The organism is Pedobacter sp. KBW06 (assembly GCF_003852525.1).
Lineage (GTDB): Bacteria > Bacteroidota > Bacteroidia > Sphingobacteriales > Sphingobacteriaceae > Pedobacter.
In genome coordinates, this window is the sequence record NZ_QAJL01000006.1 from 96,578 (window position 1) to 110,459 (window position 13,882).

At 44.0% G+C, this 13,882-nt stretch carries 13 protein-coding genes; 6 read left to right on the forward strand and 7 right to left on the reverse strand.

The features are described from left to right. Nucleotides 1-25: 25 nt before the first annotated feature. The gene (locus tag DBR43_RS30370; protein ID WP_124587110.1) at nt 26-739 is read right to left on the reverse strand and encodes an alpha/beta hydrolase; all 714 of its coding nucleotides are present in this window, start codon (nt 737-739) and stop codon (nt 26-28) included. A 220-nt stretch (nt 740-959) separates the two neighbouring features. On the opposite strand from DBR43_RS30370, the gene DBR43_RS30375 reads away from it, so the two are divergent. Continuing rightward, a complete protein-coding gene (locus DBR43_RS30375; RefSeq protein WP_124587111.1) occupies nt 960-1,544 on the forward strand; it encodes a Crp/Fnr family transcriptional regulator in 585 nt (194 codons plus the stop codon). A gap of 92 nt (nt 1,545-1,636) precedes the next feature. On the opposite strand, the gene DBR43_RS30380 is transcribed toward DBR43_RS30375, so the two are convergent. Then, nucleotides 1,637-2,242, reverse strand: coding sequence for an NADPH-dependent F420 reductase (locus tag DBR43_RS30380; RefSeq protein WP_124587112.1), 606 nt, complete (start codon nt 2,240-2,242; stop codon nt 1,637-1,639). 179 nt (nt 2,243-2,421) lie between these two features. Here DBR43_RS30380 and DBR43_RS30385 point away from each other — a divergent pair, with 179 nt between their 5' ends. The 5 genes from DBR43_RS30385 to DBR43_RS30405 all read left to right on the forward strand — a co-directional run bounded on the left by DBR43_RS30385 (nt 2,422) and on the right by DBR43_RS30405 (nt 6,392). Next, nucleotides 2,422-3,288: a pirin family protein gene (locus tag DBR43_RS30385; protein WP_124587113.1), complete on the forward strand. Its 867-nt coding sequence runs from the start codon at nt 2,422-2,424 to the stop codon at nt 3,286-3,288. 93 nt (nt 3,289-3,381) lie between these two features. Further along, the gene (locus DBR43_RS30390; protein WP_124587114.1) at nt 3,382-3,837 is read left to right on the forward strand and encodes an ester cyclase; all 456 of its coding nucleotides are present in this window, start codon (nt 3,382-3,384) and stop codon (nt 3,835-3,837) included. Between the two features lie 39 nt (nt 3,838-3,876). Beyond that, complete coding sequence (locus DBR43_RS30395) at nt 3,877-4,533, forward strand: hydrolase (RefSeq protein WP_124587115.1); 657 nt, start codon at nt 3,877-3,879, stop codon at nt 4,531-4,533. Nucleotides 4,534-4,643: 110 nt separating this feature from the next. Next, on the forward strand, nt 4,644-5,492 hold the full coding sequence (locus tag DBR43_RS30400) for a helix-turn-helix domain-containing protein (RefSeq protein WP_124587116.1): 849 nt from the start codon (nt 4,644-4,646) through the stop codon (nt 5,490-5,492). 105 nt (nt 5,493-5,597) lie between these two features. Beyond that, nucleotides 5,598-6,392: an alpha/beta hydrolase gene (locus DBR43_RS30405; RefSeq protein WP_124587117.1), complete on the forward strand. Its 795-nt coding sequence runs from the start codon at nt 5,598-5,600 to the stop codon at nt 6,390-6,392. A 74-nt stretch (nt 6,393-6,466) separates the two neighbouring features. Here the strand turns inward: DBR43_RS30405 and DBR43_RS30410 are convergent, their stop codons facing one another. The 5 genes from DBR43_RS30410 to DBR43_RS30430 all read right to left on the reverse strand — a co-directional run bounded on the left by DBR43_RS30410 (nt 6,467) and on the right by DBR43_RS30430 (nt 13,871). Next, nucleotides 6,467-7,813 (reverse strand): Gfo/Idh/MocA family protein, encoded by a 1,347-nt coding sequence (locus DBR43_RS30410; protein WP_124587118.1) that lies wholly within the window; start codon nt 7,811-7,813, stop codon nt 6,467-6,469. Nucleotides 7,814-7,817: 4 nt separating this feature from the next. After that, a complete protein-coding gene (locus tag DBR43_RS30415) occupies nt 7,818-8,942 on the reverse strand; it encodes a phosphotransferase enzyme family protein (RefSeq protein WP_124587119.1) in 1,125 nt (374 codons plus the stop codon). Nucleotides 8,943-8,971: 29 nt separating this feature from the next. Beyond that, nucleotides 8,972-10,531, reverse strand: coding sequence for a right-handed parallel beta-helix repeat-containing protein (locus tag DBR43_RS30420; protein WP_124587120.1), 1,560 nt, complete (start codon nt 10,529-10,531; stop codon nt 8,972-8,974). A gap of 141 nt (nt 10,532-10,672) precedes the next feature. Continuing rightward, nucleotides 10,673-12,283 (reverse strand): glycoside hydrolase family 31 protein, encoded by a 1,611-nt coding sequence (locus tag DBR43_RS30425; RefSeq protein WP_124587121.1) that lies wholly within the window; start codon nt 12,281-12,283, stop codon nt 10,673-10,675. Nucleotides 12,284-12,320: 37 nt separating this feature from the next. Then, nucleotides 12,321-13,871, reverse strand: coding sequence for a DUF4832 domain-containing protein (locus tag DBR43_RS30430; RefSeq protein ID WP_124587122.1), 1,551 nt, complete (start codon nt 13,869-13,871; stop codon nt 12,321-12,323). Between the last annotated feature and the right edge of the window lie 11 nt (nt 13,872-13,882).

Genomic DNA, 13,882 nt, shown 5'->3' on the forward strand with positions numbered 1-13,882 from the left:
CTTCTGATCAGATAAAAGACAGCCATTAGCTGGCAGATAATGCTGCTGCCGCTTCTGCAATTACCGCAGTTACCTGTTCTGGTTGCGACATAAAGATCACGTGGCTGCCTTTTACTTCGGTAACCTTTGTATTGGAGCGTTTGTACATCTCATGTTGAATCTCCGGAGCAATACTTTTGTCTTCTGTGGCGATCAGGCCGTAAGCAGGTTTATCTCTCCAGGCTGCATGGGTAATCGGTGTGACAAATCCTTTGGCATAAAAGGCACCTTGTGAAGCGTACATGAAATCGGCTTCTTCTTTGCTGATGTCACCGCAAAAGCCTTGGTGGTATTTTTCCTGATCATAATAAACGATCCCTTTGTCGTCCGGAGGCAATACTCCGTTTTCCGGCGCAGGAGGAGCAGTCTGAAGCCACTGCAAGGCCGATTCTCCATTATCCGGCTGAAAAGCCGCAATGTACACCAGGGCTGCTACTTTAGGGTGATTTCCTGCCTCTGTAATCACAGCTCCACCCCAGGAGTGTCCTGCCAGAATTACCGGGCCATCTTGTTTATCTAAAACAACCTGTGTTGCTTTTACATCATCCTCCAATGAGGTCAAAGGGTTTTGTACAACGGTTACCTGATATCCCTTTTTTGTGAGCTCGGTATACAATGCTTTATATCCTGAACCGTCCGCAAAGGCTCCATGTACCAATACCACATTTTTTACTGCTTGTTTTGTTGCTTGATTTTCCATTTTGTTGGTTGTTTAAGTTTCCAATCTAATTGATTGAAACAAAGATACATGGACTATACAAGCCGGCAATTATAGGGATTTCCCTTCTGCTTGTAATTATTTCCCCCTTGATCAGGAACCTTCTGTTTTGCCGTTTTTTACAACCACAAAACTGGAAAATAGCCGGGCGTTTTAAGTTGTGATAATCTTAAATTTCTAATATATTTATATACCGAATCCTATGTACAACGCTTTAAGAAATTTTATAAACAGTAAGACTGGTTCTGAAATCGATGATTCAGAATTCCAATTTGTCGAGGCTGCCTTTACTCCAAGAGTGATCAAAAAGAAACAGTTTCTTTCTCATGAAGGCAGTATTTGCCAATACATGGCATTTATAGTCAAAGGAGCTATGCGGCAATATGTCATTGATGATCGTGGTGTGGAGCATATCGTTCGGTTCGGAATCGAAAACTGGTGGATAAGCGACCGGGAAAGTTTCAGTATGCTGACCCCTTCAAAATATAATATCGATGCTTTTGAAGACACGGAGCTCCTGGTGACGACTAAGGAAAAGATCACCCTCTTGAAAGACCAGTCGCCACTTTTTTTTAAAATGGCGCATGTGCTGGATGAAAACAATTTTATAGCCGCTCAAAACAGAATTGAAGCAAATATCAGTTTTACTGCAGAAGAAAAGTTCCAGCAACTGATGAAGTTGTACCCTGAGTTTGTACGCCGTTTTCCGCAAAACATGCTGGCTTCTTACCTCGGACTCACACCGGAAACACTCAGCCGGATCAGAAAGCAAATGCTGTTTCGATAAGATCACAGGATACAATTGATGCCCAAAGGCGCTCCAGCGGGCAACATTGGGCCGCCGGTGATGATGGCTACCTTGTTTTTCAACCTTTTCATTTATCCGATTTTTACGAGATTCAGCGTAGCCAGTGCGCCTTTAGCTTGCTGAAATTTGCTGCCAACGGCTAAAGAACCCAGGTCAACAGGCGCAAAACCGATTGCGCTGATCGCTTGTGAAACAACGGCTTTAGCTTCGGAATCATCACCTGAGACAAACAATACCCGGTTGCCATTTCCTACCTGCGGATCCTGTTCAAGTATTTTAAAGAAAATGGTATTAAAGGCTTTTACCAGACGTGCGCCAGACAAGTGTTGCTGAACAACTTCAGTTGAGGCAAGACCATCCAGATCAGCGACCTGAAAGTCCGGCGCGTAAGTGATAAAATGATTGGTCGCATCAATAACGATACGTCCATTCCAGTCGGTAAGGTCAGAAAGACCGGGTACCTCCGACCATGGTAGGGCCAGAATTACAATGTCCGCCTCTGCAGCTTCTACAGGTCTTACCGCTCTTGCCCCCTGACCTAAAAAAGCAATGGTTTCAGCCAATGATTCCGGATCCTGGCTATTGCTGATCAATACCGGAAAACCTGCTTTGACAAAATGCCCGGCAACTGTTTTTCCTATGTTACCTGCTCCTATTATTCCAATTGAATTTTTCATAATGTTATCTTTTTAATGGTTTTGAATAAGTCAAAGTTAGGGCGAGGCGGGGCTTTTCTACTTGATACAAATCACCAAAGAAGCTTGATTTAAATCAAGCCGTTTTGATGATCTGCATTATTCAGGATGCTCAGTTAACCCGAGAAATTTGGGTGTGTAAATTAGGAACACATCTGATCATGAAAAGCTATACAACCAGGCTCCACAGAGGGCTCAATTCCAGGGTCGATGATTTTCTGGTCAACCGCCTGCTGCCATCCGGTGCGATCCGCTCAGTAGGTGCCATCGTCTTGCTTGACCACACCTATCCGGTAAACCTTCAGCAGGAAAACTTCACGCGGCCTTACGGACAACATGCCCATCCTCATCGGGGCATTGCGACCCTTAGTTATGTACTGAGTGGCAGCCTTTCCCATTACGACAGCATGGGGAACCATGGCTTCGTAAACAAGGGAGGTATCCAATGGATGAAGGCCGGCAATGGAATTATTCATGAAGAGAAACCTTTCCTTGCGGAAAGAGACGGACCGACCTTCCATTCGCTGCAATTCTGGATCAACCTGCCCGGCGACAGAAAGAAAGACGACCCTGAATACATCTCCCTGCAGACAAGGGATATCCCTGAAGCAGCATTGCCGAAACATAGCGGAACAATCAGAATCTTAGTCGGGAAATTCGGAATATGGGCATCGGCCATACCAACCTTCAATGATGAATTCATTTATCATATCCGTTTGAATCCAAATTCGACCTTCCCATTTTCCCCACCAAATGGTCATGAAGTCGCGGCATTTGTCCCGGTTACAGAAATCGCCATCAACAGCAGAGTTATAGGAAATAGTAAGCTATTACTCATAGGAGAAGATATCGGGGAAATTGTTTTTTATAATGATCAGATCAAAGTAGCAGATGTGCTGGTTTTCGGTGGCAGTCCTTATACCGAACCCATCTTTGCGGAAGGCCCTTTTGTGATGAACAGTGCCTTAGAAATTGCATCCGCTTATAAAGATTTCTTCGAAGGATTATACGGGACGATTCCTTACTAAACTACTTGATCCAGATCAAGTAGTTTTCTTGTTTTAGATCATTCCTGCCTTCTTCCAATTGCCGCAATTTTGTATAGTAATCTTATAAACAAAATGAAAAAGCTCCTCTTATTATTTACCTTATTAAGCAGCACGCTAGCCGTCGTTGCTCAAACAAAAAGAAACCTTGGGCAGGAAGAAAGGAATAAAAAACTGGCTTCCGAATTCTTCCTTACATTTTACAATGACAAGGACATGGTAAAGGCCAGAACCCTGATGCACCCGGATTTTTTCAATCACCACCCCCACTCCGGTAAAGGCGTAGAAGAAACGATTGAAGCCGTCAACAAACATCTGTTTGGAAAATTCCCTCAGTTCAAAGTAAGTATAAAACGTATTGCTGCCGAGGGAGACCTGGTATGGATCCAGTGCTATACTCAGGACTTTCCAGGCGATCATGGAAAGATGTCTATGGACATCTGGAGAATCAAGGACGGGAAAATTGCGGAACACTGGGACATCATCCAGGACATACCTAAAGATATCGACCCCGCATTAATGTATAATTAAGACTAATCAATCAACATTCATAACCAAAATCAAATTAAGATGTCAACAGAAAAAAACACCAAAGCCGGCCTTGGAGCCCTTCTTGCCCCTGATAACTGCGTACTGTTATTAATCGACCATCAGCCATTCCAGTTCGCAGGCCTGCGTAGTCATGATTCACAAACCATTATTAACAACGTGGTTGGATTAACAAAATGTGCGAAGTTATTTGGCGTCCCCACACTCTTCACAACAGTTCTGGAACAGCGCGGTGGCCTGCTGATTAAACAGCTGCAAGCGGTATTTCCTGACCAAAAACCAATCGACAGAACCTTTATCAATACCTGGGAAGATACCCGCGTTGTGGATTGGGTAAAAGCGACAGGTAAAAAGAAAATTGTAATGGCCGCTTTGTGGACAGAAATATGTCTGGCTATGCCGGCAATCCAGGCTCTGGGCGAAGGTTATGAAGTTTATATCGTAACCGACGCTTCGGGCGGAGTGAGTCTGGAAGCACATGAAATGGCAGTAATGCGCATGGTTCAGGCAGGTGCGGTTCCGATCACCTGGACTGTCTTCGGTTCCGAAATGCAACGCGATTGGGCACGCACAGAAACGGTTCCTGCCCTGGGCGAAATGCTGGTAGAACATATGGGAAATGTAGGGACAAGCCTGACATGGGAACTGCAACTACTCGCCACTCCTGTAGCGGAATAAAATCAGAACTATAAAAATAAAGCTACCTTTCACAGCCTATGTTGTGAAAGGTAGAAAAATTAAGAGATGGTGATTATGATATTTGTCTGAGATCATTTACTTTTATGTAAATGAAATTGCACCTCTCTGACTCAAATTCCGGTGGCCACCTGTTGCTCCTAAACGCGGAGCAATATTTTGAACGTCTTTTTTATAGCAAAGACCGCGACAATAAATATTTTACCATCGTCTGGAACCGTGCTGAGCAGCAAACAGTGACGATCGATGGAGAAGAGATTGTATTTCCGGCACAGTCCATTTTACCGCTGATGTTCAACCAATCCTTCTTTTTTGATAGAAGTTCTGATGTGGTGGCCTGGCAATTCAACAGGGAATTTTACTGTATGGTGGACCATGATGCAGAAGTCAGCTGTGTCGGTTTTCTGTTTGCCATAGGTCAAAATCTGTTCATTAATCTGAATGAAGCTTCGCAGGAAAAAATGTTGTTATTGCTCAATATGTTTATTTCCGAAATGAAAACCTCAGATAATGTGCAGAACGATATGCTCATCATGTTATTGAAGAGACTGATCATTACGGTGACCCAGCTGGCCAAATCAGAATACCTCCCGGATCCCAAAATGCAGAACGACAGGTTCAATATCATCCGTAAATTCAATTTACTAGTGGAAGGCAATTTTCACAATGAGCATTCTGTAAACTTCTACGCGCAACAACTCAACAGATCGCCCAAAACACTTTCCAATCTCTTTGCCTTATTCCAACAAAAGACCCCAATTCAAATCATTCAGGAACGCATCATCATCGAAGCTAAAAGGCTCCTTTACTACACAGACAAGTCTTCCAAAGAAATCACCTATGAACTCGGGTTTGAAGACCCTGCTTATTTCAGCAATTTCTTCAAAAAACACACTTCCTACTCTCCCATTGGCTACCGTAATAAGAAACAAATCATCTAAGGGAAAAAATTACAATCTAATAGGAAGTATGTCTATTACCTGAGGCCTCCTTTCAGCCCATCTTTGTATTGTTGATACGAACCAAAAAACTCAACAACAAAAAAGATGAAAACTCAAAATCTAAAAAACAAAATCAAAACTGGCCTATTGGCCGCAACAGTAGCCATCGCATCAGTAGCAGGCACAGTGACTGAAGTAAATGCTCAGGAAGTAAAAAATGTAGTATTGGTACATGGAGCCTTCGCAGATGGCTCAGGATATAAAGCATTGTATACGGTGCTTACAAAAAAAGGATACCATGTAACGGTAGTACAAAACCCTTTGTCTTCGTTGGAGGATGATGTAAAAGCAACACAGGTAGCTTTAGATAAACAGGATGGCCCGGCAATTCTTGTAGGACATTCCTGGGGTGGAACAGTGATTACAGAAGCAGGAAATCATCCAAAAGTAGCGGCCCTGGTTTACATCGCAGCATTCCAGCCGGACAATGGAGAGTCGACCGTACAATGGCTTCAAACCGCTCCTCCAGCACCGGAAAACGGTGTATTGGCCCCGGACGATAAAGGAATCGTTTATTATGACAAAGCGAAATTCCATAAAGGTTTCTGTGCAGACATCAGCAAGGAAGAAGCAGATTTCATGTACGCTTCACAAGGGGCCTTTTATGCAAAAGGATTCATCACACCGGTTACCCACGCCGCATGGAGAGATAAACCTGCCTATGGCCTGATCGCTACTGAAGACAAAAGCATTGCCCCTGAGATTCAACATGCGATGTATAAACGCTCTAATACAAAAGTAACAGAAGTAAAAGGAAGCCATGTGATCTTCATGTCGCAACCTGAAAAAGTAGCCAGCGTGATCATTGAAGCTGCAAAAAAAGGCGTACAGAAAAAATAATAAACACCAATTGAGAGAATCGCATTAACCTAAGCAGAGATTTAGGTTAATGCGATTTTTCTCTATAAGCCTTTTTAAAAACCACTGTTATCCAGTGCAAATTTACTTTTGGCATCCTTCCACTTTCCTTTGGTAAAATCAGGAAACTTTTGCGGCATATTGCCCTCTTTTAATGATTGCTCAGAAAGCGGCGTAATGACACTCATGGTGAGGGAGTCATAGATATCGATCGGCGTTTGTTTTTTCTGTTTCACCGACTCCACAAAGGCATTAAACACAAACCAGTCCATTCCGCCATGACCGGCTCCTTCGGCCAGATGTTCGTACTTTTTCCAGAGCGGATGGTCATATTTATCCAGCCATGTTTTGGCTTTATCCCATTCATCATAAGTTCCGGATTTTCCTTCTACATAGATGGAATCGGCAACATCCATCCATAAACCTTCCGTACCTTGCACCCTGAATCCCAGAGAATAAGGTCTTGGCAAATGCGTATCATGGGTTAAGGTGACCGTTTCTCCATTTGCACAGTTCAGCATGGTGGTAATCAGGTCTCCATTTCTGAAATCTACAGCGAGGTTCTTATTTCCGGGAGATACTTTTTCAATATACTTATGCAAACCCCTGGATTTTGAAGCAAAGGAAACGAGGTTCGTAAACTGGTTCCCACAATTGATGTTGATGTAATTCATAATCGGACCGGCGCCATGGGTCGGATAAATGTCTCCATTCCGATCGGCATTCCATTGTGTCCGCCATTGTGCTTCACCAACGGTATTGGGGCCAAACTCTCCACCCTTGCCATTAAAATTTAGGCCATCGTTAAACAACACAGGCCTCAGATCATGCTGATACCCACCTTCCAGATGAACCAGTTCTCCGAATACATTGTTCCGGACCATATTCAATACTGCGAGTACATCCCTGCGATAGGAAACATTTTCCAGGGTCATGTAAGGAATATTTGTTTCTTCATATACCTTTAGAATCTCCCAGTGATCTTCAACGCTGATCCCGGCAATCACTTCACAACCTACGTATTTCCCGGCCCTCATGGCATCAATAGCCTGGTCCTTATGGAACTCCCATGGCGTTGCAATGATCACCGCGTCAAGGTCTTTGCGTTCGAGTAACTTTTTATAGGCATCAAGCCCGCCGGTATATTCAGCCGGAAGCTTCTTCCCCGCTTTCACAAACTGTGCGCGACAATATTTTAAGGAACTCTCCTGAATGTCGCAAATCGCTGTGATTTCCACATCATTACGAAGAAGCCCTTCACTGATGTGGTTCCTTCCCCTTAAGCCTACGCCGATATAACCCAATCGAACCTTGTCTTTAGCACGGGCGAATAATGCCTCAGGCATTAAGGTCAATCCCGCCAATCCTACAAATCCATTGGCGCAAAAATGTCTTCTGTTCATCTCTTTAACTGTTAATTAACTGGTGTTTTCTGGCCTCTTTAAAGATCCGGTCTTCCATGGATTCCGAATGGGATAACAGCTCCTTAAACAATTTAAGCTGCGCTCTTGTCCGCTGAAGATTATGGTGTTCGGATTCTATTTTATAATAACGGTCTCCGTTGATATAATCCGTCAGAAACCTGACCGCCTGCATGTAAGGGAGTAAAAGCACGCCTTTGATCAAAGACCTCAACTCCCATTCATTGATAAATTGTCTGGCCTCTTCCATGTATCCTCTGGTATAAGCATTAAACAAGGGAATGTTCAATTTGATGTTCGACAAATCCTTGTCGTCCTCTGTGCTTTTATTGATGATCGTACGAATCGCATCGCCAAAATCATAGGCCACATAACCGGCCATTACCGTATCCAGATCGATGACACATTGGGCCTTATCTTCTAAATTTAACAACACATTATTGAATTTGGTATCGTAATGGATCACGCGTCTGGGCAAAGTCAACAGCTGTTCATCTTGCTGAAAAAACGACATCGACCCGGAACTTGCATCTACGGTTTCCAACTCCTCCAATACAAGCGCAACCCGACCCAGAGGATCTTCAGCCTTTGCTTGTTCCAGCTGTTCCAGTCTTTTCCCCATATGATGAAAATCAGGAATCACATCGTACATCAGCTCCGGGGAAAGGTCACAAAGCATGGCCTGAAATTTCCCGAAGGCCTTTCCGCCTTCATAAGCCTGCTGCTCGGTTTCTACCACATCATAAGTTTTCGTATCCTTTAGAAAATGGCACATCCGCCAATAGTCCCCATAACTGTCCTGATAAAAATAAGGCCCTTCTTTGGTGGCAACCAGCGTCATCACTTCCTTGTCGGGATTGCCTTCTCCGGAGATCAACAGTTGTTTTTTAAGATGCGCAATGACCCTGCACATGTTTTCAATCAGTTGGGGCACATTTTTAAATACCTGATGGTTGATCTTCTGGAGCAGGTAATCATACTCCTCGCTCACCAGGTTCTTGAGGCGATAGGTATCATTAATATGTCCTGTGCCATAAGATTTCAGCGTAGAGATGTCCACATGACACCTGAACTTGGAAGTAATTTCAAATAAGTTTTCTATTGTTTTCAAAATGAAACGGTTAAGGTTCTTGAATAATTTTAATAGGCGGATTCATCTGCTCCGATGTCTAAACGGCCATTTCGAACCCTTGCCTCTTTGTCAATATCCAGTTCTCCGGGTTGAGCCACAAAAGAAGGTAATCCGGTGTTCACACATAAAGACGCACTGGTTAAATGGAGATTCGGATTGGGTAAGCTGGCAGAAACAAAGGAAGGATTGCCATAGGTAGAATTGGCATCTAAACCGGTTGCAGTCTTAAATGCGGCCAGAGAGCCATAGGTAGTCTGATTGATGCTGCCCCAATCGAAGGTGATGTTAGCAGATGAACCGGAAGCAGAAAAATACTTGTTGTAATCAAAGGACAGATTTGTAGCAGTATAACCGGCAGAAGCCACGATCACAATATTGCTGGCCGACTGGATAATGTTGTTCTTTATCGAAAGCTGATCTGTGTTTTGAAGGTGAATCTCTCCGCCCCATCCCGTTTTAGAGTAATTTTTGAACAGGGTATTATTGCTGATGCTCGAATTAATCACCTTACTGTTGGGGGCATTGGCGCCCATAATAATACCCGCTTCCACATTATTATAGATAAAATTGCTTCGGATATTGATGCCTTCTGTATTGTTGTTATTGTTTTCACAGCCAGCACTGATGCCTGTAGAGTTCTCATAAGAAACATTTCCCTCAATGTTAATCCATTTCCCGCCATCCACATAAATACCTGCAGAAGTGGCTACCGGCGACACACAGCGGTACACGGTATTGTTTTTCACATTGCCGTTACGCGCAAAATTAACATTGGCAGGTGCGTTGGTCCAGGAGTAATTACCGGACAAATCGATACCGATATTTTTAATATCGTGAACTACATTACTTTCTACCAGAAAATTCTCCACATTGCCCGTTAAGGTCAGGCCTTCGCTATAGCCGGTATTACAGTTATAGATTTCATTACTACCCACATAGATCTCGTTATAAGACACGCCTGTAGAGCCAACTACGATCAGCGGACTGGCATTGTCGTTACTTGTCGGTACGGCACTGGAATTGGTAGTCCAGCCAATGTTGTAAATTTTGCAAAAAGTGAAATGAACATCGGTACCGGAACCTACCATATAAATCCCTTTGGCATTGCTTCGGTAATTGTTCGCAATGTTGATGTGTTCAATCCTGAGGTGGCTTTTACTGGCTATCGCGATCATCTCATTCTGAGCTGAATTGGTCGCATTCACTCCGTCCAGGATCACCACTCCATTGTTATAATTGGTTAAAGTGAACGGTTCAGCGCTTGAAGCACCTGAATTTGACCAATACAGTCTTTCTTTATAGGTACCTCCTGCCACGTATATGGTAGCACCGACACCATCAGTAGTTTTCCATAATGCGGCCTGAATGGTTTTAAGTGCCAAAGCTGGAGAAGTTCCGGCATTCGCATCGTTTCCGGAGGTCCCGTTTACATAAAAACTGGTAATAGCCAATACATTTTGAGTAGCACTTTCTTTTGTGTTTTTAGCAGAAAGACCATCGATTTGATTTTGTTTGGAACAAGCAGTCAGGATGAACGCTAAGATTCCCAATAGGAAGAGATTTTTCATAGTGTTATAGTTTAGTTTTTAGGGGTTAGTTATTGAATTGGTTCTTTATTTAGGGGTTCTTTATTTAGTGATTGATGATTTGCCTGGTAGTTGGTGATTTGCTGGGCAGTTACTTAGTTGTTTGGCTGCTCAGCTAATGAACTAGGGACTATTACGTTCAAACACGGGCAGCCGATCCGGGGCTACCTCTATACTGAGGCTTACCGGCCCCTTTATCTTTTTGCCCAGGTCATCGGTCCAACTGCCTTTTGGCAGGTATACAGTCTTTGTACCGCCACTGGTCAGCATCGGGGCAACCAGATACTTACTGCCCAGCATAAATTGTCCTTTTACCTCAGCAAAACCCTGATCAGGGAATTCATATTCCATACTGCGGACAATGGGTGCTCCGGTTGCAGTTGCATTTTTTACCTGTTCCATTAGGTATGGTGTATACTTAGCCCGCAGCTCCACTGCTTTTTTTACTGCAGCCAGGTTTTGTTTAGAAAGCACACGCCAGGGTGCTGCAGAAAACTGCATCATAGGCATCAGTGCGGAGCATTGTGCAGATCGGACCACCAGCTGTTCGTCGAGTTTATCTTTACCTATAAATGAGCCATACTCTCCCCCGCCGATCATATCCGGACAGGTGAACTGATAGCCCAATAAACCGGCAGTAGTCAGGTGTGGTATAAGTTTTTGCAGGTCTTCCCAGTTGTGTTTTTTATCGCGCAGGCGTTGTACCAATGCTGCTCCGCCCATCTTCCACATGGCACGGTACTCATTAAGCGGATAGGACAAGCCAATTTCCCCCCAAAGTCTGCTGTGTTCATTTGGACTTACCTTTTTAAATGCCAAACCATTTGACGGATAAAATTCCGCATCACCGGCATCAAACTTAAAACCATCCAGATGATAGGTATTGACCATATGATCCAGCCTGCCGAGGAACCATGCTTTAGCTTCTGGATTGGTAAAATCAATGACCGAGCTGTAACCATTCCACCAGGGAATGATGGCTGGTTTTTCCGCTTTTTCCCAGGACATATTGGCGTTTCCTCCATTGTCAAAAAGCAAAAGCTTTTTGGCCAGCAACTCCCTGAAAACCTCCGTATCCGGCGATACAAAAGGGCTCACCCAGAGCATCACTTTGAAACCCAAATGGTGCAGGGTATCTACCATCGCCGCGGCATTTGTAAACCGGTCTGCCCTGAAATCGAAGCGCCCGTAATAATCGGCCCAGTTGTCATCGATCATCAATACTCCCGGCGGAAAACCATTGTCAATGATCGCCCTGGCATAGTTTAAAATATCCTGTTGATTTTGATTATACACCAGCTCTATCCAGGTATTGTATTGAGGTTTGCTAAACAACAAGGTATCGGGAAGTTTATTTTTTGAAGGAAAGAAACGTTTTGAAGCATTGCCAAATGCTTCTTTTAAGTTTTTACCTGCAGAATCGATGATTAAAGTACTGCTCGCATGACTGATCAGCAACCTGTTTTTTTCGAAACTAAACTTAAAGGGTTCTTCGCTCCAGATGAACCTTCCCTTGGTAGATACCAGTAGTGGCACCGCCTGGTTTCCGCGGGTATCGCCATGCATGTCCAGACTGTAGCTATCTTTAAAGGGCATCAGATGGGCTTCATTTACAGCGCCGCCAAACCATTGCTCTCCGGTTTTAATGTTCAGACTGGTTTGCGCATAAAGCGGCAAAGCCGAAACGCAAAACAGGAAGCTGAACAACAAATATCTTTTAAAGAATGTGATCATTTACATCGTATTAATAAATTGATAATCATCATATTGTCTAGTTTATTTTCACCGTATGGTTGAGTTTATTGTATCCCGTAGCGGCCTCCCAGACATTGGCATTTGCCAAACGAATGCTGAACTCCGGTCTTTTCCCGATGCTTGCATAAGCATCCGGCAGGTTGAGCAGCAGTTCATAGTCACCAGCCGGGAAACCAGCAGGGATCTGAATGCCTTCCGTAACGGTGATCTCTCCCGAATACCATTTCCTCACATCTGTAGCCAGGTCAAAGGACTTAACTTCGCCGCTTTGCGTATTGCGCAGGATCAGTTTTGCAGAACGTTTATTATATGGAGACGCATAACCCACATTTTTAAGGTTCAGGCTAATGTTCATCGTCGTTCCTTTAACCGCATTGTCAGGCAGAGAGGCGCTTTTCAGTACAAAGCGATAACCCAGATTACGCTTAATGTTATCCATACAGCCACCATCCTGCCAATCGTTATTGACGGCATTGTTGTAATGGGCATTGATAAAACTGTAATGTAATGCGGCAAGTTCTGCCTGAACTTTACCGGCAGGCTCGCAATTGTTGGCAGGGCTATAATCGTCGGAACAGGTTTCTCCACCCACCACAACAAATTTGCTGTCGGCCTTAGAATAGTCCTTCAGGGTGTTCAATACTACCCCATCAGAATTGCTTGGTGTCGAACTGTTTCCATAATCTATGTAGGTACCCAAATCATTAACACTTGCCATAAAGCAATCGTTATGGTAGCCTAACCGTGCGATGTCGGAGTTATTAAACGCATTACTCTCGGTTAAAGCTGGCGATGTGATCGGGGCGTTAACGCCATAAAGATAACGCTGCTTGATCTGCGGGTAACGCAGCTGGATCATCCTGTCTGAGGGTACTGCATCAAGAAAGGCTTTGATCACTTCTGTACGGTCTCTCCAGTTGTTGTCCAGCAATTTACCGCCCTGGTTCCCATTGTTGGAGGCATCGCCAAAGAAGTCGCTATAGTATTGCTCGCCCCAGGTTCCGATAAAACCCAGCTGCACGCAGGCAATCACATCCGCATTTTCCTGCAGAACGGGTTTCAACTGCCCAATATGACTAAGAATAGTCGCTTTATTGGCGTCACCATAAGGCGGACAAATAAAACCCTCAGGACAGTTCCCTGCTTTCGACGTAACCGTGTATACAAAACGGGGGATCAGCTTAACGCCCGCTGTGCGTGCCGCTTCAAAATCCTTTTTAATATTACTGAGGAAGGAGGCCGACATCGCGCTGTTCACCAGATTATCCAAAACATAATACCTGAAAACCAGGGTACTGGATACTTTGTAATTTGCACTTTCAACGGAAGATGGGGAACGATAACCTTTAAGCTCTTCTGCCAACAATACCTCGTAGTTACTGGAATGCGTTTCAGAATAGCGGTAAAAGCCGCGCTCAGGGTTAGGAAAATCTTCAGAACTTTCTGTATAAATGACGTTGACACTGTCGATTTTAACCAGGTTATCTTCCTGGCTTTTACAGGAAACAAATAGTAGCAGCGCAGCAAAGCAAGTGCTTATTGCGTAGCAGGTGTGTTTTTTAATCATGATCATATGTT

Bases quoted from the DNA above. Each gene is read 5' to 3' on its own strand.
- DBR43_RS30405 (WP_124587117.1), top strand. From the start codon at position 5,598: ATGAAAACTCAAAATCTAAAAAACAAAATCAAAACTGGCCTATTGGCC.
- DBR43_RS30400 (WP_124587116.1), top strand. From the start codon at position 4,644: ATGAAATTGCACCTCTCTGACTCAAATTCCGGTGGCCACCTGTTGCTC.
- DBR43_RS30430 (WP_124587122.1), bottom strand. From the start codon at position 13,871: ATGATTAAAAAACACACCTGCTACGCAATAAGCACTTGCTTTGCTGCG.
- DBR43_RS30375 (WP_124587111.1), top strand. From the start codon at position 960: ATGTACAACGCTTTAAGAAATTTTATAAACAGTAAGACTGGTTCTGAA.
- DBR43_RS30370 (WP_124587110.1), bottom strand. From the start codon at position 739: ATGGAAAATCAAGCAACAAAACAAGCAGTAAAAAATGTGGTATTGGTA.
- DBR43_RS30380 (WP_124587112.1), bottom strand. From the start codon at position 2,242: ATGAAAAATTCAATTGGAATAATAGGAGCAGGTAACATAGGAAAAACA.
- DBR43_RS30420 (WP_124587120.1), bottom strand. From the start codon at position 10,531: ATGAAAAATCTCTTCCTATTGGGAATCTTAGCGTTCATCCTGACTGCT.
- DBR43_RS30390 (WP_124587114.1), top strand. From the start codon at position 3,382: ATGAAAAAGCTCCTCTTATTATTTACCTTATTAAGCAGCACGCTAGCC.
- DBR43_RS30410 (WP_124587118.1), bottom strand. From the start codon at position 7,813: ATGAACAGAAGACATTTTTGCGCCAATGGATTTGTAGGATTGGCGGGA.
- DBR43_RS30385 (WP_124587113.1), top strand. From the start codon at position 2,422: ATGAAAAGCTATACAACCAGGCTCCACAGAGGGCTCAATTCCAGGGTC.
- DBR43_RS30425 (WP_124587121.1), bottom strand. From the start codon at position 12,283: ATGATCACATTCTTTAAAAGATATTTGTTGTTCAGCTTCCTGTTTTGC.
- DBR43_RS30395 (WP_124587115.1), top strand. From the start codon at position 3,877: ATGTCAACAGAAAAAAACACCAAAGCCGGCCTTGGAGCCCTTCTTGCC.